Source organism: Pseudoalteromonas sp. Ps84H-4 (genome assembly GCF_024124645.1).
Taxonomy (GTDB): domain Bacteria; phylum Pseudomonadota; class Gammaproteobacteria; order Enterobacterales; family Alteromonadaceae; genus Pseudoalteromonas; species Pseudoalteromonas lipolytica_C.
On the sequence record NZ_JAMXSK010000019.1, the window covers coordinates 39429 to 57820 of the forward strand.

Consider the following 18392-nt stretch of genomic DNA (forward strand, 5'->3'; position numbering starts at 1 on the left):
CCCGCTCTTGCGGGTTTATTTTTGCAGAGCGCTAATTTTCCCAGATTTAACTTTATCTAGCTGCTTAAAGATACGTTTCAACTCTCTTTTTGTTTGTTGGGATTCAAAACTATCTCTTTTTATCGTCCACTTGAGTGCGAGTAAGCTGAAGTCAGAATAAAGAGAAACATTTTTCTTTTGGCGCTCCCTAATAAAGGTTCGTAAATACAAGCTAAGATCTATTACTGATGATTTGTGGGAAGAATACAAGAAAGCTTCATCATAAAGCTTATGCTTAATTGCGTTGGCTGCTTGTTCCCACGTATTTAAAACATAGCGTACAGAAACACCCCTTGGATCGTTTGAATTTTCTGGTTTAGAAAGTTCTAATAGAATTTTGTTTCTTTCTAGACTGTGTATTATCTGGCTCAATACAATTGTATGCTTCAGGTAATCTTTGTCATCTTTAAGCTTTTGCTGAAAGTCGAGAGTATTCTTTTCTTTTGCTGTTTGTCTTTGATAAAACATACCTGCTAGTGCCGCTGACACACCTAATACGGCAGAAAGTAAAACAGCGCCGCTTGCATATAACGAAGCATCAAGCTTAGCGATTAAATAGACTCCAACAGCAGGGATAATTGCAAACCAGACTGTAAATATTTTTTTTATTAGATTGCGCTTGTTCAAAGTTTAGAATCCCTCTAAAGCAAAAAAGAGCCATAAAGGCTCTTTTAGTTTAATAAATCGGTATGGCTAAATAGGCCAATCTTCTTCGCGATAAACATTCATGATATTCACCTTTGGCGTGGTTTGACGTTACATGAGATTTTTCTAATTTATGTAAAGTTATTTTGTAAAAGCACTTTACTACTAAAATTAATAATAACTGACGGGGTGGGTACTTACAATAAAGCAGTTACTTTGAATCGCTTTGAATTGCCTTGAATTGCCTTGAATCGCAATAAATACGGCTCATATGATATTTTGTTATATAAAAAGATAAAATTCGTTTATTAAGGTGAAAAAAGGGTTATTAGACAGAAAAATCGTTAGTTACAGGTAAAAATGAGCTATTGGTTAGTAAAACAGTTAATCAATGAGAAAAAATATCTGTACTAACAAAAATGGCTTTATTAAGCCATTTTTTGTGTGCTTGATGAGTTATTGGCCCTTGCTTCGATCACAGGGCGTAAATCTTTAAGTAGTATCTTACCGCAGTCGTTAAAGTCTACGTTCTTGTCTTTATTTGGTTTAAACCAGTCTAAGTGGCAGAACATCATTAAAGAACCTACCGCAACATCAATAAATTGTTCTTCGAATTCTTCTTCAGATAAAGAGCTACTTTCAGGAGTTATGTCACCAGGGGCATATTGGCCTGCTGCTGGGTTTGTATCACCAGTTACTAGCCAAAGTGCATATTTTTTAAACTGTGGGTGATTGGCGATAGCAAGTAAAGACTGCGCTCCAACATCACGATTACCTGACTCGTATTTTTTAAACGAGCTAATACCAATACCGACTAACTCAGAAAATTGAATTTGATTTAAGCCAGTCGTACCACGAATTAATTTTATTTTATCGCCAAGTGATGTTGACATGGTTCCTCTTTGTGATCTAAAGTTGTCATTAGTGTCATATGCGGCACTTTTTATTTGTTTTGGGTTTTTGCTGTGTCCCTTTTGGTTGTTTTAATAGCAAAAAGTCCTTTTAACTAACTAGGTTAGCACAAAAAGCACAAAAAATGGAACTGTGCAAATTGCTATTAAATACTTAGAGGAACGAAGAATGGATACTAAAAATTATCGCGTCACAATCCAAGGCGAACCTATCAAAGAAGATGAAAAGTTTTTGAAGGTGAAAGACGTTGTTGAGTTTTGCTGTATTTCAAGACCTATGATCTACAAGCTAATGGAAGCAAATAAGTTTCCACCGTGCCATAGAATTAGTGGTCGAGTTTTTTGGCTTGCAACTGACATAAACATTTGGCGATCAATGACGCCTGAGCATTTCCACAATCAATTTGGTAAGAAGTTAAAAGCACAAGCGGAAGGTGCCGCTGCATGAACATGACCTTTGCACTTTTAGCCTGCTTTCAAAAGCCAGCTGTACCACTTAAAGAGGTATGCCAAGAGTATTTAGGCTTATTACCTAAAACGGCTGAGCAAAAAGCAAAGGCAGGCACATTGCCCTTTCCTACGTTTAAAGTTCGCGATTCAGAGCGTGCACCAACCATGGTGAATGTCACTGATCTGGGCGAATACTTACAAACACAATACGAAAAAGGCCGCGCCGAGTGGCGAAGCGTAAATAACTAGGGGTAATTGGATTGAATACTGAATTGAGCATATTCGAACTGTCAACATTACAGAAGAAAAAGCAATCAATATTAGAAGAGAAGATTGATGAACTATTAGCTGAATCAGTAAATGATTTTAATACCCTAGCTAGCTTCATTAAAAAATTAAAGTCGCACAGAAAAAGCAATATGGGTCATGACTTTAGCAATGAAGCATTCACTCATACATTCAAAGCAGTAGCTAACTACTCATTAGCGAAAAGTAACTAGGAGCAATGATCATGGCAACCCCTGTACAGCAAATCTTAGACAATCGCACTACCGAAACTGAAAGCAAAACGAATACGACACAGCTTAAAGCTGTTGAAGGTAAGAAAATACCTAAAGGGTTAGCGGAAATTAGAGCGCTTAGAAGCAATACAAAGCGTACACCAGGTTATATTTTTGATGCCGTTTTAACAAAGCAGCAGCGTGCAATTGTCTGCTTTTCAGCTGGCTTAAAACCACATTGTTTAAATATGAGCTTCTACAAGTTTGATGTTCAAGAACGAAAAGCCGTACACAGAGCGCTTGTTCAATTGCAAGGGTTACTAGCTGCGTTTACTGATGCGAACGTTCTTATGCCTGAGAAGTTTGAACGCACTCAGCCTAAGTTTGAAGTAGTTCCGCACTTGGTTGCAGAGCAACAAACTAACACTCAAACACATTAAGGATTGATCATGAGCTCAACTAATCGCGGAACTGTGCGCAATGCTGATGATTACTATGTAACACCACATTGGCTAATTGAAGATTTTTTAGCGGCCTTCGCTGAAAATAACATTTTGGTTTGTTCACCAGATGAATACCCAAGAGTACTTGACCCAAGTGCAGGTGGCTGTGACAAGTATGAAATGAGCTACCCAACTGTATTAGAGAAAGAGGGTTTTTTGGTTGAAAGTTGGGATATTCGAAATGATTCACGCGCAGAGATTAAAGGCCGTGATTTTTTAACAACGCCAACTGCATTGTTGCCAACGTTCGACATGATCATTACTAATCCGCCGTTTAATTTAGCGCAAGAATTTACAGAAAAAGCGCTTGATATGGTTGAAGACCACGGCTTAGTAATTATGCTGCAACGTTTAAATTGGCTAGGTAGCCAAAAGCGTAAACCAATGTGGCAACGTTTGCCGCTCGCGGCGGTATATGTTCACAGTAAACGCCCGGGTTTTAACCCAGAAAAACCAAGTCAAACAGACTCTACAGAATACGCCCACTTTGTATTTTGCAAAGGCTATCCAGCCGCAGCAGAAATATTCGTAATTTAATCAAATCCACAACCTAAAGGACTAATAAAATGACCTCTATCAAAGACCAAGATCTATCTAAAAATCAGCTTTTACTCAAAAACATTGTTGAACACGTTTTAGACCAAGCCAATTTCACTATTAAAAATTTAGCTAAGCGTCCAACGGTTGCCATGCTTATGGAGTGTGAAAACTGCCTTACTGACCTAATGCCAGTAGTGCAATTAATTGCAAATGACCACATTGAATACGCCCCCTTTTACGACCGCCTAAGCGAAACGCTCGACGCAGTACAGTGTGGTGCCGATTTTGACCTAATTGAAATCGAGCTTAATTAACAATGAGCTTATGGCCTACTTTAAGCTTCGACGTTATTACAGCGGTTTCAACAATGGTTGAAACCGTTGATAACGTTGAGCATAAAGAAAACTTACTAAGCGGCCTAAGCCGTTTTACCCCTTACATGCAGTACAAAATGGCTAAGCAATACTTGGCTAAAGTACAGCAGCATAATGATGTTTGGTACAAAGACGAGCCCATAAACCCAAGCGATGAAGCAAACGCTTGGTTTTATGATGTGCTTAAAAATGCAGAATATCGCATCGATGTAAGCTTTTTTAAATTAAGCAAACCTGCCAAGTCAGCACTTAAGAAAGTGCATAACAACAATCACCATAATTATATTGTGCGTGACCTTATTAGCTCTAATCGCAAAGCGAGTATTCAAGCTAGCTTTGTGCGTAGAACAGCTGAAACACTTAGCTTTACAGAAAAGCAGCGCGAAGTATTCGCACAAAAGAAGTTACAACCATCTAGTGATGAAACTGCATTTTTACAAAAATTGGTAGGTGGTGAAGTAACAAGTTCTGTGCGCTCGATCATAGATGCAATTGACGATACTGCAGAAAAAGAATTTGTATATAAGTGCTTAAGCAAAGTACCAAAGCCATTACAAATGCGAGTTGCTAAACGCTTTATTGATAAGTACGAACCAAGCATTAAACGCTACAAACAAAAGTGCAATGAAACCACAGAGCAATACACCGATAGAATTGCTTTGCAATCAGCTGAGTTATATCAATTTGACGGTACAACTAAAAAGCCAACAAATACGAATATATTCGATAGCATTCGTGATCATCGCAATGCTAACCAGTGGCTATTACGCACTATTAAAACGCTTAAGCCGCGCCTTACCATTCTTAAACAGATCACCGACAGTATGCCTTTACCTTGGCATATTTTAGCGAATGTAGATAAAACCAAAAAACATGCTGAAGTACTGGCCCGCGAAGTCACCGATATACTGAACGACTTACGCATTGAAAACCCAAGCTGGGGTGCGTTAGATAAGTTTGATGTGATCAGCCAGTACGCTGAAAATTTTGGCGTGACTCTTTTTGCTGCTGAAAAAGGTATTTACTTAACAGAGCCAGACGCAGAAGTAAGTTTGTTAAAAGCGCAATGTTACAAATGGTGGGGACGTAAATTAAAGAATATACGCCGCCGTTACCTAGAGCATTTAGAAATAGCAACAGGTGAAGTAGGCAAAGACCTATTTGCAAAGTACGACAAAAAGAAAGGCACTAAAGCAGTACGAAAAGGTATTAATGCTTATTGCTCATACCAAGCGCTTAATGAATATAAAGCCGATCGCGAACGTGGCAAACGATACCTTGAAAGCCTTGAGTTAGTTAACGAACAAAACGATGTTATTTCGTTAATGAAAGCGGTTGAGGCAGGTATTGCTAACCCTGAGAATATGCGTAATGAGTTAATGCTTCGCATACGTGAAACCGAAGAACTGGCCGACGAAATGGGCTATGTAGGCGGTTTTTACAATATTACTGCACCTAGTCGTTTTCATGCGAACTCGCCAAAGTGGGACGGTTCAACACCAAAGGATGCAAGCAATTATTTAAACAAGCTGTATTCACAAGCAAGGGCTAAATTAGACCGTCTAGAAATACCGTATTTTGGTGTTCGTGTAGCTGAGCCCCATGCAGATGGTTGCACCCATTGGCATATGCTTTTATGGATGCCCGCCAGGTATTACGACAAAGTTAACCACCTTTTACGCCGATATTTTACCCGCGATGATCGTGAGGTATTTTTTCAGCGCTTTAAAAACCGCAAGCATTACCGAAGGAAGTACAAGCATAACCGTAAAATTTGGGGCCTAAATAAATCAAAAGGCATTTACACCAAAGCACCGGTTAAAAACTATTTCCCAAGTAGCCCGCGTTATACCGCCATGAAAATGGAGCCTGCAAAAATTGGTAAAGATGGTAAACGCATAGGTGGCGCAGCTGCATATATTGCTAAGTACGTCAGTAAGAATATTGACGGCTTTGGACTAGCCAATGAATACGATGCAGAAACAGGGGAGAAGTTTACCCAATCAGCACTTGTTAACCCGGTTAAAGCATGGGCCAGTACATGGGGTATTCGCCAATTCCAATTTCAAAAGTCGCCTGCCATTACTATTTGGCGTGAGCTTCGCCGAGTGCGTGAAGAAATACAAGGTAATGAAGAACTAGAGCAAGTCCGCAAAGCGGCCGACCAAGGCGATTTTAAAACCTTTGTTACCTTAATGGGTGGCTTTGGCATTGGCCGCAATGCACGTTTCAAACCTGTTTATGAATATACCGAGTACGGCAATCAATATGCTGAATGCGTTAAGCGCATTAAAGGCATTGAAGACCTACACGAACCATGCACTTTGATTACCCGTGTTCACACCTGGCAAAAACAAATTATTGGTACTGCCGCAGCTAACGACAACACCGCTGTAAATGGCGTGCAGGATGCTAACAACGTCGGCTCCGCCGACCTATCTTGGTCTAGTGGGAATAACTGTACGCCATGCACCGTGGGCGATAGAGACGAGTTATTGCTAGATATGATCGGGTTTACCAAAAAACAGATCGAAAAGGTTAAAAAGGATCTGTTAGCAGGTAAAAGGATCAGGCGGAACGGCCAAATTTACCTAATTAGAAACGGTAATTTACTCATATTAGATGAAGAAAAGCAGTTAATTGAACACCGCAAGCAAGCGGTTGACTCAATCGCGCTTACTGAAATGCAAAAACAGCAGAAACTAGCAGGCGATCAACACTCTGAACTTTCAAAAGCCAGCCTATATGACTTTGCACCAGAGCATGTAAAGCAGCTTAAGAACGGTGGCAATGTGGTTATTGGTAACCGTGTTTACTACATGCAAGGGCATGAGCTGCATAGCTTTGAAAAACTAGATCTTAATAAGCAGCGCCCAGCTGGCAACACAACCCCAACCGAAAAGCATTATCAATATGCGCGTGAGCTCTACGACTTAGCGAACTCATACGCAAAATTAGATGGCAGAGCCATGCCATCAGATACCCAGTTTAAAAAAGGTCATGCAGACATAATTGGTGATCTTGATTTAGCTAGGCTTGTTCTAGCAGGTGAAGCAACAGCCGTCAGTGACAATGACTGGTGGGCATTAGATTTAATGGCGTAGGAGAACGTGAATTATGAACCAAAAGTTAAAAAGACACTTAGAAAAATCAATACATATTTCTCAATGCATGCTTGAGGGACGGCCATTTCATATCAGTGATAGTGAAATTGATTTTGTGCCCGTGCCGGTGATGACAAGAACAACTGCAAAAAAGAGGGGGTTAGTTCTTAAACGTGGTGCCAAACCTGTAGGCCATTGGAGTTGGCAATTACCTGTTGGTGGTCGTGCCCATGGCGATCTGTATTTAGTCGAAAGATTCAAGAAGGCGGAATGAATATGACTATTCAAATTTCGAAAGTAGAAATGCCTAAAGCATGTATCAGCTGCAAGAAATTTTGTCCAAAGGGGTTTGCCAAGGATGAATACAGTCCTTTCGAAAAACCATTTAACAAACCAATGCCTAAAACCCAATACGGAAAGTGCGGTAAAACCAATAACAGCGTATTTGCTACCGAGATTTGTAACGGCTATGAGCAAGAACCTAATGCCATCGTATTTGATGTATGCAACAGACCAGAACCAAAAGAGCAGGTGACTTTATGAATACTCATGCAGCAGCTGAGAAAATGCTAGAAACAGGGCTATTTTACAACGACCTATTACTAGGGCGTGAGTTTGGTTGCTCAGCAAAACACGGTGCCCGTTGCATTAAAAACATATGCGCCGACCCACGTTACAAAGTGGTGATAGAGCAAAGCCCAATTAAGCGGGTAAAAGTTACCGCCATCGATGGTCGAACAATGACTATTGATAAATTGCAAAACACGGCGCTGTTATTTAAACGCCCAAGCATGTTGGCAGGGGCGCAAGCATGAAACCAACCGTTAAACGCCGCAACTGGGTATATCACTCAGTTGTTAAACCAAAAAAACAAGGTGATAAGAATGTTCGTAATCTACAAAAATGAGCAGGGTACATACTCTGTAAGGCCTGCATTCATAGGATTTATTAAAAATAATTTTATGCGACGTACACTAAGTACTTTGTATTTTCCAGCAACATTAATTTTAACTATTTTTCTAAATTTACTTCAGGCCATGGTCGTTTGTTTTTTAGTAATTTTAAGAGCTGTGTTTTATCCAATATTGAATTTAAAACCAATTTGGAAAACAGAAATATGGCAAAGGCCGAGAGATAAAAGCAAGCCAATGAAAAAATACGATTAACTGCAGCACAGCCATTTTTAGCTATGAAGTACTATCGCTCGAGTACAGACAAATTTAACTATGTGGTACCAGATATCATTTTATACATGGTGCCATAGTTAAGCCTGGTTATAGTCGACGGCAAACATAGTTAAATTTAACTGTATTGGCCACACTAGATAAATGCAGCTATGCCAGCTGCTGGAAAGACAAATGATGAATCAATCAGAACATGAAAGCTATTTAGGTGCAAAAGGTGGCAGTGGAGTATAATTGGAATTGATTATCAAAGGAGTAAAAGATGAAATTCGTTCCTAGTAGTTTAAGCCCAATTCCAGAGAAAGGTCCACTGAGCGAGCATTATATAAATTTAAAGGTTAATTTATTAAAAGAACATCATTCCAAAATTGAAAATTTATATAACGAAGAAAAAAATGAATATGAAATAGAAGCTTTGAAGGAAGAGGCACTGATTGGTGAAAACCAAGATGGCGAGCCCTATTGTTCAGATTATTGGATTTACCTCAGGGAATTAGAAGAAACTCACTTAAGGCTTCATAGGTATTCTATGATACTTGCAACGTATGCTTATGTAGAAACTAGCTTTGATAAGTTATGTTTCGAAATTGAGGAAAGACTTAATTTACCTATTTCGTATAAGGACTTAAAATCTGATGGGTTAACTCGCAGTGTGAGTTACATAGGCAAAGTTACAAAAGTAAAAGTTGATATGCCTTCCCATATATGGGGAAAAATAACCACATTGCAAAAACTTAGACATTGCATAATTCATTGCTCAGGTGACTTATCCAAATTGAGAGAAGAACAAACAGAAAAACCAAAGAAAACGACTAGGAACACGGCCCTAAACACTGATGGGTTAGGAATACTGGATAAAGATTTTTTGTTAGTTGACGAAAAATACATATCACAAATATTTGAAGATGTAAGAGAATATCTCATTTCCATATCAAGCCGTGTATATAAAGAACTTGCATCTATGTCATTAAATTAATATTGGAATAACAGTACATTTATAAAGAGCCAGCTTAACTCGCTGGCTTTTTTATAAACCCATTAATTCTAATTGTTGTTCACGAGGTAAGTTTTTAAGTAAAGAAGCGGCAAGTTCTGCCGTTGTTTGGCGTGGTGGGTTTAGGTAATGCTTAAATGCTAATGTACTAACAAACGTTGCCCCACAGTTTTTAACGTCTGTACATGATATATAGAGATCAGCTACATGGGTTGATTGGTTTTCTCTTGATGAAATAGTCGCTTTACTTCCACAGTTCGGACACGTTACCCGCATAGCCACACCAGTATAAATTAACAAAACAATAGCTGTGATTATATACAGTGTTCGTTTGTCTGACAAATAACCATCCCACTGCTAGCAGTGAACTCAAAGGCCGAAAAATTCACTCCTCCTCGCCTTCCGCTTTCGTGCAAAAAATGCGTCAAATTGACAACCCCAGTGACATGGCATTTTAAGCTAACCCTTGTGGTAAAAGGATCTAAAAAAAGTTTGAAAAGGATCTTAATGTCAAAAGTGTGACAATGTTTGACATAAAGTGACAATGAAAAGATCAAAAAGGTGGCGATTTACCCAATATTGAAATATCATTAATAAATTATCAGTTAAGTGATAAATAAATGATGAAATATCTACATAAAGGCTCGCAAAGCCAAGAGCGATTAGATGCACTTTTATCGTTTGGTAAAAGTACCAGCGAGGATATAAAAGCGGCACTCAGTGATTACCTAGTACGTGGCATTGGCAAGACCAATGCAGCAACACTTAATGGTGTACCCGGACCAAATTTAACAAGGGCACTTAAAAGGCTTGAGGTTGTTGCCGGAAAGGTTGAGAAAATAAAAGAGCTTGATTGGCAAAAGCGCTAGTCACTAGCGCTTTTCTTATTGTCTCTGCTTCGCCAAAATGCCCTAAACAACCGCATTAACCCAAGCGTTGAAACGGCAATCCCCACAATCACAAACTCAAAGTACCAGGGCGCACCTTTATAGCCCATCGCTTTCCAGCCTTCAGCCATATACGGCTGCATTGCAGGTATAAAGTGACAGATGAACAACCCCAAAAAGAATAAAATAATCACTTCATCCATTATGGTTTTGTCGCGGTTCTTCAGCACAATCAGGTCATAGTCAGCGTCGTTTTGTTCTGCTTGCATACAGCGCTTTGCCTTTGCTTCAAACTGGGCTATTTTAAAATTGTTTTCAGCCCGCGCTACATCTGCGGCCATTTCAGCTGCAATACGTTTACGCTCTACGTAGCCGCCGGTTAAGTCGGCAATTGGGTCCGTAATAAATGAAATGAGTGTTTTAAACCAGCCCATTATTTTATCCCCCTAATTAATTTAATAAACGCTTTTGGGTCTTTACTGAATGACTTGATCACTTTGTCGAGCCCTTCTAATAAGTGCGGGGCGGCGTAGGCCGTTACACCAATGACACCCGTTTTTAAACTTTCATCAAAACCACGCCATTCACAAAACATCGCGGCTAAGTAGGCCGCAAAAATCGCAATTAGTACGCTCATTAGGTAATGAAAAAACGTAAATTGTTTTTTGCTTAAATACATTTGAATAGTGGCTGCTAAAAAACTCAACATAAGTAATTGCCCCCATTGTTTAATAAACTCTGAAATATCTATCCAGCTCATGCGCTTTCCTTAACAGTCGGGTTTAAGTCTGAATACTCAGGCTCTTTAAATTGAATGTGCTGTGCAGCGGGTAAGTAGTTGTTAATACCCAGTACGTCTTGTTGAAGTGGCACAACTTCGTTGTTGTAATAAGCGCGGGTGATCTTGTCTAAATCACCAAAGCCTGGGCTATCACCTGACGATTGGCCGCTAAGTGCTTCTTGTGCACGGTGCATGCTGAGCATGTCGTTTAAGGTTATTTTTTTGATGCGCTCAAATTCGTCTTTGGTGGATATATCACCGACAGGCGTTATCTTTATCGACTTTTCAGCATCGGCTTTATTGCTGCGGAAATTAAAAAACAAGCTTCTAAAATTACCTACGCCTTTGCTGTTACGAATGGCATTCTTTAATGCTGTTTCATCGGCATCGCTTAAGTTCGGATCAGCCATAGAGAAGATAAAGCCCATATGTGCGCCGTTCTTGTAGTAACGGCGTCTAAACAAAGTGGCATCTTCATTGAGTAACGCTGACTGAATACCGCCATAGTATTGCGGTATGCCATAAATCCCCTGGGCTGGGTCATACTCTTTTACGTGAATCACTTCACCCGGTTTAAAATAAATCGGTTGGTGAGTGCGATTACTTAGTTGTGCATACACGCCACGCGTAGTGGTGTAACGCATAGTTAGTGCAGGCAAATGTCGCAGCTTAATGATTTGCCCAAATGAATTACGAATAATCTGCAAATAGGCGTTACCACTCCACAACAAATCAAACGCGAACTTGCTAAGTGCTTGATGGCTCAAAAGCGGGTTTGGTTTATACCACTTTAAGATCATGTTGCGCTTAAAGTAGAGTATTGGCCCGTGCTGGGCATTAACACGTAACAGCTTTACTAAACCTTGCAAGCTAATGGGTGGTGCATAAATGCCGTTGCTGTCACTAAATACACCAATGTAATCGGTTAGCCGGTTGTCTAAGCACGGCTCAGGATCACCAAAGCTAAAAGTGTCGGTTACGGCTGTTCGTTGGTTGTAGTTCGGCATTTGGCCGTTACTCACTTGTAATCGTGGTTTACTCATTAAGCTGCAATTCCTACAGAGGTTTGGCGGCTGTGGGCGTTGCCGTCCAATGGTTCAAATTTCATAGCATGCATAATTGCCCAAGCAATATCGGCATGACCTGTGGTGGCTGTGCGGTTTGTGGCATAGGTGATTTGGTCGCCAGAGACTTTACGACGAATATTAATAAACGAGCTGGCAATGTTTACTGCGTCTTCATCAAACTCAAAACGGCGATTTTTAATGACGTTAATAGCCTTAATAACCAGTTGGTTTTTAATAATTGGGTTGTAATGAATAGGCTCAGCATTTGGGAAAAACTTAGTGATCATTTCCCACACGCCATAACCAATGCCAGTGGTATCAACGCCAATATGTTGCACGTAGTATTTTTCGGTAAGCAGTTTTATTTCTGCGGCCATGGCTTCAAAGTCATTACCGCTTAAATCAATTGCTTCAAGCAGGCGGAACTTTTCACCAGGTTTCATCGGGCAGCTTAATACGGCAACACTGGCTTTATCACCAAAGCGGGCTGGGTCAAAACCAATCACCACCGGTTTTAAGGCAAACGGGCGTTCCCACTCTAAATTAAAGTCATCCCATTTAGATGAATCGCCAACACAGGCCATTATTTGGTTCAGGTTAAAGGCGCTGTGTGCATCATCAATAAACTTACACATAAACAAGTTATTAAACTCGTCCGTGCTGTATTCATTTTCAAGGACGTCAATATCAATGCGGTCAAAGCCTGAATTAACCACATCATGCACGGTGAGCATTTGGCGCCATATACCGTCATCACACAACATGCCATCTTTCAGCGCTGTGTGGCTTACATCAATTTCAAACTCAGGATCATTACAGGCTTTGGTTTTGCGATACCACTTACCATTCCAATGATCATACGCTTCATGGCTGGTAACTGATGGCGTACTAAAATAGGTAATGCGCAAATGCTTATGCGTTGCCATTGCTTGTGCAAGGCCGCGCAATGTTTTGTATTTAGGTATCCAAAACACTTCGTCTATGTATAAATCGCCGCTTTCCGATTGGGCCGTTCGTGCGTTGGTCGATTTGAAAATAAGCTTAACCGTTTTACCACCTTTAAGGTTTAACACCATGGGTGAGCCGGTTAATTCAATATCAAAGTGTTCACGCACTAGCGCGACAATATTGGCTTTAAATACTTCGGCTTGGTCGCGGCTCGCTGATATAAATATCTTGTTCCGGCCGTTTACTACGGCATCGTAGAATGCTTCAAATGCAAAGTAGAACGTTGCCCCAATTTGACGCGGCTTTAAGATAAACCGGCTACGATAGTCTTGGTTGTCGAACCAATGTTTTTGGTGTGGGTAAAGTAACTTGTCTTTAAGCTCGTTGAGCATATCAACGGTAATGCCAGAGCAATCGTTTTTCTTTTTCTTCTTCGACTTTTTATTGCTGCCATTCCCTTGATGACTAGGTGAGTCATCATTGCTGGCACGTTGTTTAGGTGCAGGGGCAAGTTTACTTTTATTCAGTGCGCAAAGCTGACGGGTACAAAAGTCGAGCTCTTTGTAATCCGCATCGGTTTTGTTTTCTTTGTCGGCCAATAAATTAATGCGCTTACTATATGCCATTTCAGCATTGTAGCTTGGGCACATATCTTCCCATTTACCAGCTTCAGCCCAGCGGCGAACACTACGCGCACTAGGCATGTCATCCAGCTCGGCAATTTCATCCACCGTATAGCCTTCAACCACATACAAGTCTTGTGCTTTTTTGCGAATTTCTGGTCCGTAGTTCGCCTTCATAATGCACCGCGTTTATTAATCCATAGCGGCAGTGTATTCGTAATAAAGCGCGTGATCTGTCAGATAAAAACCTATTAATTCCTAAAAGCTAAATATAGGAATTTCAAAAAGTTAAACCGTTGGAAAGGAGCAAAAAGAGGGTGCAAACTGCAAGCAACTTTAAAGCAAAACGCTCAACCAACAAAGGTTTTATTTATGCCAGGTCAACTACGTACAAAACCACTTTCTATTGCTGCGGTAGGCATGACTGTCGATGGTCGTGAAATCACAGAGCAAGACGTAGCCGACATTGTAGAAACCTACAACCCGCGTAAATATGGCGCACGTATCAACCTTGACCATGAATTTAATTGGTCGGGTTGGGCGGCTAAAAATTTACACAATGTTGATATAGCAGGCATGTTGGGTGATGTACTGAGTGTTGAAGCATACGAAAACGAAGAAGGTGTGGTGTGTTTATATGCAGTGCTGGCACCTAATCAAAACTTTGTTGAGCTAAACAAGGCTGACCAAGCTGTGTACTTCAGCATTGAAATAAACCGTGACTTTATGGGCTCGGGTAAAACCTACCTTACAGGCCTTGCGGTAACCGATTACCCAGCGAGCTGCTACACAGACCGTATTAATTTCAGTAGTAAGAGTAAGCCAGACGACAAGGACGTCGCCTTATTAAAAGTCGAATTAGGGGCATGTGATCCCGTCGATGATGAACCCCCTAAAAAACCCTTTTTTAAACGACTATTTTCATTCAATCAGGAAGAACCCGATATGAAACCAGCAGAATTAGCCACCGCATTAAAAGATGCACTGGGCACACCACTTGCCGAATTCAGCCAAAAGCTAGACAGCCTAACCGAAAAGCTTGATTCATTCTCAACCACCAAAGTGGAAGGTGAAGAAACACCGCCAGAAGATCAGCAAGGCACAGGCACTGACACAGAGTTAAGCCAGGTGAAAGACGAGCTATCAAGCACGAAAAAAGCACTTGAAGAATTAACGGCAAAGTTCGAACAAGCAACAAATACCCCTGCGGATGATACCACCAACGCCGACGATGAACCCGAAGGCGACGACGGTAAATACAGCAATTTACTGTAATCACACGCACTTAATCTAAATTAGCTAAACGCAGGAAAGAACATGAAGACAAGAACAAAAGAGTTATTTGTAGCCATTATGGCAGGCATGGCCGTTAACTATGGTGTGACTTCAATGTCAGAGCAATTTAACGTTGAGCCTACTGTAGAGCAGCGACTTTACGACGCGGTGTATGAATCGGCTGAATTTTTACAGATGATCAATACCGCGCCGGTTGATGACCTAGTAGGTCAATCGGTGATCATGAGTGTTGACGGTGGGGTGACTGGCCGTGCAGGTGTTGAAACTGACGACACCAAAGAACGTAAAACCCGTGATGTATCGAAACTAGATAAACGTGAATACCGTTGTTACCCAACAGAATGTGACATTCATATCACCTGGGTAAAAATGGATCAGTGGTCAAAATTTCCAGATTTCCACGAACGCTACCGTAACCATGTTCGCCAAGCAATTGCACTGGATATTATCAAAATTGGTTGGAACGGCACACATGCCGCCGATACGACAGACATTGTTGCATACCCAATGATGAATGATGTCAACATCGGTTGGTTGCAGTTACTACGTCGTGATGCACCGGAGCGTGTTGTTACTGAAGGTCTGACGCCTACCCAGATCCGTATTGGTGCAGGCGGCGACTATGAAAACCTAGATCAAGCAGTGCATGACGCATTGCAAGGTATTCCAGAGCATAAACGCGCCAACATGGTGGCGATTATCGGTGATGAACTTCTTGCACACGATAAAAATAAGCTTTACGCCAAGCAAGCACATACACCAAGTGAAAAAACCAAGATTGAGCTTCAACAGGTCATCGAAACCTATGGTGGCTTGGCAAGCTATAAAATTCCATTTTTCCCAGCTCGCGGCATTTTAGTCACCAGCTTTGACAATTTAAGTCATTACGTTCAGACAGGCTCAACCCGTACAAGCGTTGAAAATAACGCGAAGAAAAAACGTGTTGAAGACTACCTATCACGTAACGACTGTTACTACGTCGAAGACCTAGAAAAAGCGATTTACTTTGAATCAGCCAATGTGAAGTTGCCAAATCAAGCGGGCGATGACTGGGTGTAATTAACTAACAGCAGCAACCATTGCCGCCCTTATTTCCTAAAGTTTCGGGGGCGGCTTTTTTAACCAACTAGTAGAGTGTTTTTAAATGAGCTTAGTTAAAAAATCATTAGCCAAAACAGCAAGCGTTGTACCGTCTAGCACTGAAACACATGCGCCAACAGCAGCGATTGATGTCGCTCAAGCTAACGCGCCAGTAACCGAGAACGAGCAAAAAGAGTACCCGTTTTTTGTAGCGGCCATCGAGTCTGACTTAGCTCAACTAAAAACATTTACCGACATTGCAGATAAAGCCAGTTATAAGTCTGAAGCGTTAAAGCGTAACGACTACCTTGGCTACATCAAGCGTTATCGATTAAGCGGTCAAAACCATCACAACACAGTATTAGCATGGGTGTTTATTTGGCTTGTAGATCTCAAGCGTTGGGACGACGTGCTAGAGCTATTGCCTTTGATGGTCGAGCAAAAGCAGCCATTACCAACGGTGTTTAATACCAAGCATTGGCCTGCATTCGTTATCGATCAGCTTTATGACGATGCCAACTATTACCTATCGCAATCTGAGCAAGCGGGCCTATTCACCATTAGTTTTGTACTGCATCGCTTAATTACCACAGTTAAAAACCAAGATTGGACAGGTTTAGAAGTGGTAGGCGGCAAGCTTTACGCAATGGCGGCTAAAGTCGATGCATCACTTCATAACTACGGCTTTGCAGCGGCGTTCGCAGAGCAAGCATTAGCTATTAACGAGGGGGCAGGTGTGAAAGGTTTGCTAAAAGACCTGCAAAAGTTACTAAAACAAAGCGAGCCAGAACAAGCGGTTGACGCTGACTAGCTCCAACGCCGGTGGGCAACTTAGCACAGCGTTCGCATTGTTTGCTTAACGTATGTGACTAAGTGGCGCCCACACCCAATTTAATTGTTAGGTAAAGGTGTGTGATGAATTTAAGCGGTATGCCACAGGTAGATTTACAAAGCGTCAATGTTGATGTGCCAGGTAATGGCTATTACCCCGCATTAAGCACGGCACACTTTATTGAACATTACGCGGTTGCCAGTGAGTACGCGAACAAAAGCGATTTACTCGTTGAGAAGATCACCCGCGCACAAGCAGAGATTAATCAAGAGCTTGAAGGTGTGCAGCTTACTCATGGTGAGCCATTGAATGCGCAACAAGTGATTTTTTATCACGATGCGGTGTACAGCAAAGCCAAAGCAAACTTGCTGGTTTCAAAGCTGGGCAGTACGCACCGTGATAGCGCTACAGCACAAAGCCAATCTGCCATTGATAATCACGAACATTGGCAACATGAAAGCATCAACGCACTGCGTTTATTGCAATCACTTAGCGTCAATTTATCGGTTGAGCTGCTATGAGCCAAAGCAAAATAGCCAAGCTTAAGCAGCACTTAGTGGGGGCGGTCTACCAAGGCCATAAACTCGCGCTAGAGACGCAATTTGATTGTTGGATTGAGGGCGGGCGAATTGAGCCAAGCAGTAAAACAGTTAATGGCAATGGGTTGTTAGCAGCAAGGTTTTATTACTCGGGGGTTATTAGCATAAACCCGTGTGCAGCACCGGCAGCATTGATTTGTGTGTTTGCATCGTTTTGGTTGCAAAACAATGGCGGGCGTTTTGATAGCACCGATATTGAATTTAGTGCTGATGTTAACGACGACAACAGTAATGAAGTTGAGTTAACGATTGATCAGCTTTGTGAAGATATTGAATTAGTGCAGTCAGAGAATGGTCCGTTTGAATTAAACGGCAGCTGTTATGACTTTGGTGAGCAAAGTCTATGGATAGCTGAAGCGTTCACATTGCATGGGGAAGTAAGTCGTGCTTAACGTCAAATTTGACGAAGGCCAAAGCAAAGAACAATTAGCGTTTTTACAGCTGAAGCCAAATAAACGTCGTAACTTAATGCGTGGCTTGATCAGAAGTGCGAACCGGAGCAGCAAAGGGCGAATAACCCAACAAAAAGATTTAACGGGCAAAACGTGGAAAGGCAGAGCAAACGGTAAAAAGAAAAAAATGCTCACCAAGCTAAAGAGTCGAATGAAAGTGCGGTATGGGCCAAATAACGCCAGTGTTTATTTTAAAGATACCCGCACAGGCAAAATAGCCAGGGCGCAACAAGAAGGGATAAGCATTACTGCACAGGCGCCAAAAAATAACGGTGAGCAACGCAAGGAAGGGTTAGCAACACGCAATCAAGCCAGAGCATTAATTGCAGCCGGTTACAAAATACCACGCGGCAAAGGCAAGGGCGCCAAACGCGCAAGCATTAAATGGATAACTGAACACTTAAGTAAAAACCAAGCAGGATTTTTACTTAGAGATTTAAAGGGCGGCTCAAGTAAGAGCAAATGGCAAATTGATTTGCCTGCCCGCTCTTTCTTAGGACAAACCGCCTCTGAACAAAAAGAGCAACAGAGTTTTATTTTAAACAAAGCTATGCAAGTGGCGTAGCGCAAGCAAATAAGGAAC

Annotated in this window: 25 protein-coding genes; 18 read left to right on the forward strand and 7 right to left on the reverse strand. The window is 41.3% G+C overall.

The annotated features are described in order from the left end of the window. Positions 1–15: 15 nt before the first annotated feature. Together NH454_RS16000 and NH454_RS16005 are read right to left on the reverse strand one after the other, a co-directional pair. On the reverse strand, positions 16–666 hold the full coding sequence (locus NH454_RS16000) for a DUF4760 domain-containing protein (protein ID WP_138558079.1): 651 nt from the start codon (positions 664–666) through the stop codon (positions 16–18). Positions 667–1112: 446 nt separating this feature from the next. Then, on the reverse strand, positions 1113–1577 hold the full coding sequence (locus NH454_RS16005; RefSeq protein WP_212748197.1) for a helix-turn-helix transcriptional regulator: 465 nt from the start codon (positions 1575–1577) through the stop codon (positions 1113–1115). Between the two features lie 187 nt (positions 1578–1764). Here NH454_RS16005 and NH454_RS16010 point away from each other — a divergent pair, with 187 nt between their 5' ends. The 11 genes from NH454_RS16010 to NH454_RS16060 all read left to right on the forward strand — a co-directional run bounded on the left by NH454_RS16010 (position 1765) and on the right by NH454_RS16060 (position 9226). Next, on the forward strand, positions 1765–2043 hold the full coding sequence (locus NH454_RS16010) for an AlpA family phage regulatory protein (RefSeq protein ID WP_138558078.1): 279 nt from the start codon (positions 1765–1767) through the stop codon (positions 2041–2043). Then, positions 2040–2294: a pyocin activator PrtN family protein gene (locus NH454_RS16015; protein ID WP_138558077.1), complete on the forward strand. Its 255-nt coding sequence runs from the start codon at positions 2040–2042 to the stop codon at positions 2292–2294. The genes NH454_RS16010 and NH454_RS16015 overlap by 4 nt, the downstream gene beginning before the upstream one ends. 11 nt (positions 2295–2305) lie before the next feature. Next, a complete protein-coding gene (locus NH454_RS16020; protein ID WP_138558076.1) occupies positions 2306–2545 on the forward strand; it encodes a hypothetical protein in 240 nt (79 codons plus the stop codon). A gap of 11 nt (positions 2546–2556) precedes the next feature. Beyond that, complete coding sequence (locus tag NH454_RS16025; RefSeq protein ID WP_138558075.1) at positions 2557–2985, forward strand: hypothetical protein; 429 nt, start codon at positions 2557–2559, stop codon at positions 2983–2985. Positions 2986–2994: 9 nt separating this feature from the next. Beyond that, positions 2995–3585 (forward strand): SAM-dependent methyltransferase, encoded by a 591-nt coding sequence (locus NH454_RS16030; protein WP_138558074.1) that lies wholly within the window; start codon positions 2995–2997, stop codon positions 3583–3585. Between the two features lie 29 nt (positions 3586–3614). Beyond that, a complete protein-coding gene (locus NH454_RS16035) occupies positions 3615–3902 on the forward strand; it encodes a hypothetical protein (RefSeq protein ID WP_138558073.1) in 288 nt (95 codons plus the stop codon). Between the two features lie 2 nt (positions 3903–3904). Then, complete coding sequence (locus tag NH454_RS16040) at positions 3905–7066, forward strand: replication endonuclease (protein ID WP_138558072.1); 3162 nt, start codon at positions 3905–3907, stop codon at positions 7064–7066. Positions 7067–7079: 13 nt separating this feature from the next. Then, a complete protein-coding gene (locus tag NH454_RS16045) occupies positions 7080–7340 on the forward strand; it encodes a hypothetical protein (protein WP_138558071.1) in 261 nt (86 codons plus the stop codon). A gap of 2 nt (positions 7341–7342) precedes the next feature. Then, positions 7343–7609, forward strand: a complete 267-nt coding sequence (locus NH454_RS16050; RefSeq protein ID WP_138558070.1) for a hypothetical protein — start codon at positions 7343–7345, stop codon at positions 7607–7609. Beyond that, on the forward strand, positions 7606–7881 hold the full coding sequence (locus tag NH454_RS16055) for a hypothetical protein (RefSeq protein ID WP_138558069.1): 276 nt from the start codon (positions 7606–7608) through the stop codon (positions 7879–7881). Before NH454_RS16050 ends, NH454_RS16055 begins: the two co-directional genes overlap by 4 nt. Before the next feature lie 631 nt (positions 7882–8512). Continuing rightward, positions 8513–9226: a hypothetical protein gene (locus NH454_RS16060; protein WP_253039649.1), complete on the forward strand. Its 714-nt coding sequence runs from the start codon at positions 8513–8515 to the stop codon at positions 9224–9226. A 51-nt stretch (positions 9227–9277) separates the two neighbouring features. Here the strand turns inward: NH454_RS16060 and NH454_RS16065 are convergent, their stop codons facing one another. Then, a complete protein-coding gene (locus NH454_RS16065; protein ID WP_249930229.1) occupies positions 9278–9586 on the reverse strand; it encodes an ogr/Delta-like zinc finger family protein in 309 nt (102 codons plus the stop codon). A gap of 281 nt (positions 9587–9867) precedes the next feature. Between NH454_RS16065 and NH454_RS16070 the strand changes: the two genes are divergently transcribed. Then, the gene (locus NH454_RS16070) at positions 9868–10113 is read left to right on the forward strand and encodes a hypothetical protein (protein WP_138558091.1); all 246 of its coding nucleotides are present in this window, start codon (positions 9868–9870) and stop codon (positions 10111–10113) included. On the opposite strand, the gene NH454_RS16075 is transcribed toward NH454_RS16070, so the two are convergent. Genes NH454_RS16075 through NH454_RS16090 form a run of 4 tightly spaced genes read right to left on the reverse strand, consistent with a single transcriptional unit; the run spans position 10110 to position 13727 of the window. Then, positions 10110–10565 (reverse strand): hypothetical protein, encoded by a 456-nt coding sequence (locus NH454_RS16075; RefSeq protein WP_138558067.1) that lies wholly within the window; start codon positions 10563–10565, stop codon positions 10110–10112. The two genes, NH454_RS16070 and NH454_RS16075, sit on opposite strands and share 4 nt — an antisense overlap. Then, complete coding sequence (locus tag NH454_RS16080) at positions 10565–10891, reverse strand: phage holin family protein (RefSeq protein ID WP_063527214.1); 327 nt, start codon at positions 10889–10891, stop codon at positions 10565–10567. The genes NH454_RS16075 and NH454_RS16080 overlap by 1 nt, the downstream gene beginning before the upstream one ends. Next, a complete protein-coding gene (locus tag NH454_RS16085) occupies positions 10888–11955 on the reverse strand; it encodes a phage portal protein (protein ID WP_171040435.1) in 1068 nt (355 codons plus the stop codon). Before NH454_RS16085 ends, NH454_RS16080 begins: the two co-directional genes overlap by 4 nt. Next, positions 11955–13727, reverse strand: a complete 1773-nt coding sequence (locus NH454_RS16090) for a terminase family protein (protein ID WP_138558066.1) — start codon at positions 13725–13727, stop codon at positions 11955–11957. Before NH454_RS16090 ends, NH454_RS16085 begins: the two co-directional genes overlap by 1 nt. Positions 13728–13922: 195 nt before the next feature. On the opposite strand from NH454_RS16090, the gene NH454_RS16095 reads away from it, so the two are divergent. The 6 genes from NH454_RS16095 to NH454_RS16120 all read left to right on the forward strand — a co-directional run bounded on the left by NH454_RS16095 (position 13923) and on the right by NH454_RS16120 (position 18374). Next, complete coding sequence (locus tag NH454_RS16095; protein WP_138558065.1) at positions 13923–14825, forward strand: GPO family capsid scaffolding protein; 903 nt, start codon at positions 13923–13925, stop codon at positions 14823–14825. Positions 14826–14867: 42 nt separating this feature from the next. Next, positions 14868–15905: a phage major capsid protein, P2 family gene (locus NH454_RS16100; protein ID WP_138558064.1), complete on the forward strand. Its 1038-nt coding sequence runs from the start codon at positions 14868–14870 to the stop codon at positions 15903–15905. 85 nt (positions 15906–15990) lie between these two features. Then, positions 15991–16737 carry a phage terminase small subunit gene (gene gpM, locus NH454_RS16105; protein ID WP_138558063.1) on the forward strand — a complete coding sequence of 249 codons (747 nt, stop codon included), beginning with the start codon at positions 15991–15993 and terminating at the stop codon, positions 16735–16737. A gap of 104 nt (positions 16738–16841) precedes the next feature. Beyond that, complete coding sequence (locus tag NH454_RS16110) at positions 16842–17279, forward strand: head completion/stabilization protein (RefSeq protein WP_138558089.1); 438 nt, start codon at positions 16842–16844, stop codon at positions 17277–17279. Further along, complete coding sequence (locus tag NH454_RS16115; protein ID WP_138558062.1) at positions 17276–17749, forward strand: phage tail protein; 474 nt, start codon at positions 17276–17278, stop codon at positions 17747–17749. The genes NH454_RS16110 and NH454_RS16115 overlap by 4 nt, the downstream gene beginning before the upstream one ends. Continuing rightward, positions 17742–18374, forward strand: a complete 633-nt coding sequence (locus NH454_RS16120; RefSeq protein WP_138558061.1) for a phage virion morphogenesis protein — start codon at positions 17742–17744, stop codon at positions 18372–18374. The genes NH454_RS16115 and NH454_RS16120 overlap by 8 nt, the downstream gene beginning before the upstream one ends. Positions 18375–18392: the final 18 nt, after the last annotated feature.

Bases quoted from the DNA above. Each gene is read 5' to 3' on its own strand.
- NH454_RS16005 (WP_212748197.1), bottom strand. From the start codon at position 1,577: ATGTCAACATCACTTGGCGATAAAATAAAATTAATTCGTGGTACGACT.
- NH454_RS16010 (WP_138558078.1), top strand. From the start codon at position 1,765: ATGGATACTAAAAATTATCGCGTCACAATCCAAGGCGAACCTATCAAA.
- NH454_RS16015 (WP_138558077.1), top strand. From the start codon at position 2,040: ATGAACATGACCTTTGCACTTTTAGCCTGCTTTCAAAAGCCAGCTGTA.
- NH454_RS16025 (WP_138558075.1), top strand. From the start codon at position 2,557: ATGGCAACCCCTGTACAGCAAATCTTAGACAATCGCACTACCGAAACT.
- NH454_RS16030 (WP_138558074.1), top strand. From the start codon at position 2,995: ATGAGCTCAACTAATCGCGGAACTGTGCGCAATGCTGATGATTACTAT.
- NH454_RS16035 (WP_138558073.1), top strand. From the start codon at position 3,615: ATGACCTCTATCAAAGACCAAGATCTATCTAAAAATCAGCTTTTACTC.
- NH454_RS16040 (WP_138558072.1), top strand. From the start codon at position 3,905: ATGAGCTTATGGCCTACTTTAAGCTTCGACGTTATTACAGCGGTTTCA.
- NH454_RS16045 (WP_138558071.1), top strand. From the start codon at position 7,080: ATGAACCAAAAGTTAAAAAGACACTTAGAAAAATCAATACATATTTCT.
- NH454_RS16050 (WP_138558070.1), top strand. From the start codon at position 7,343: ATGACTATTCAAATTTCGAAAGTAGAAATGCCTAAAGCATGTATCAGC.
- NH454_RS16055 (WP_138558069.1), top strand. From the start codon at position 7,606: ATGAATACTCATGCAGCAGCTGAGAAAATGCTAGAAACAGGGCTATTT.
- NH454_RS16060 (WP_253039649.1), top strand. From the start codon at position 8,513: ATGAAATTCGTTCCTAGTAGTTTAAGCCCAATTCCAGAGAAAGGTCCA.
- NH454_RS16070 (WP_138558091.1), top strand. From the start codon at position 9,868: ATGAAATATCTACATAAAGGCTCGCAAAGCCAAGAGCGATTAGATGCA.
- NH454_RS16075 (WP_138558067.1), bottom strand. From the start codon at position 10,565: ATGGGCTGGTTTAAAACACTCATTTCATTTATTACGGACCCAATTGCC.
- NH454_RS16080 (WP_063527214.1), bottom strand. From the start codon at position 10,891: ATGAGCTGGATAGATATTTCAGAGTTTATTAAACAATGGGGGCAATTA.
- NH454_RS16085 (WP_171040435.1), bottom strand. From the start codon at position 11,955: ATGAGTAAACCACGATTACAAGTGAGTAACGGCCAAATGCCGAACTAC.
- NH454_RS16090 (WP_138558066.1), bottom strand. From the start codon at position 13,727: ATGAAGGCGAACTACGGACCAGAAATTCGCAAAAAAGCACAAGACTTG.
- NH454_RS16095 (WP_138558065.1), top strand. From the start codon at position 13,923: ATGCCAGGTCAACTACGTACAAAACCACTTTCTATTGCTGCGGTAGGC.
- NH454_RS16100 (WP_138558064.1), top strand. From the start codon at position 14,868: ATGAAGACAAGAACAAAAGAGTTATTTGTAGCCATTATGGCAGGCATG.
- gpM (WP_138558063.1), top strand. From the start codon at position 15,991: ATGAGCTTAGTTAAAAAATCATTAGCCAAAACAGCAAGCGTTGTACCG.
- NH454_RS16110 (WP_138558089.1), top strand. From the start codon at position 16,842: ATGAATTTAAGCGGTATGCCACAGGTAGATTTACAAAGCGTCAATGTT.
- NH454_RS16115 (WP_138558062.1), top strand. From the start codon at position 17,276: ATGAGCCAAAGCAAAATAGCCAAGCTTAAGCAGCACTTAGTGGGGGCG.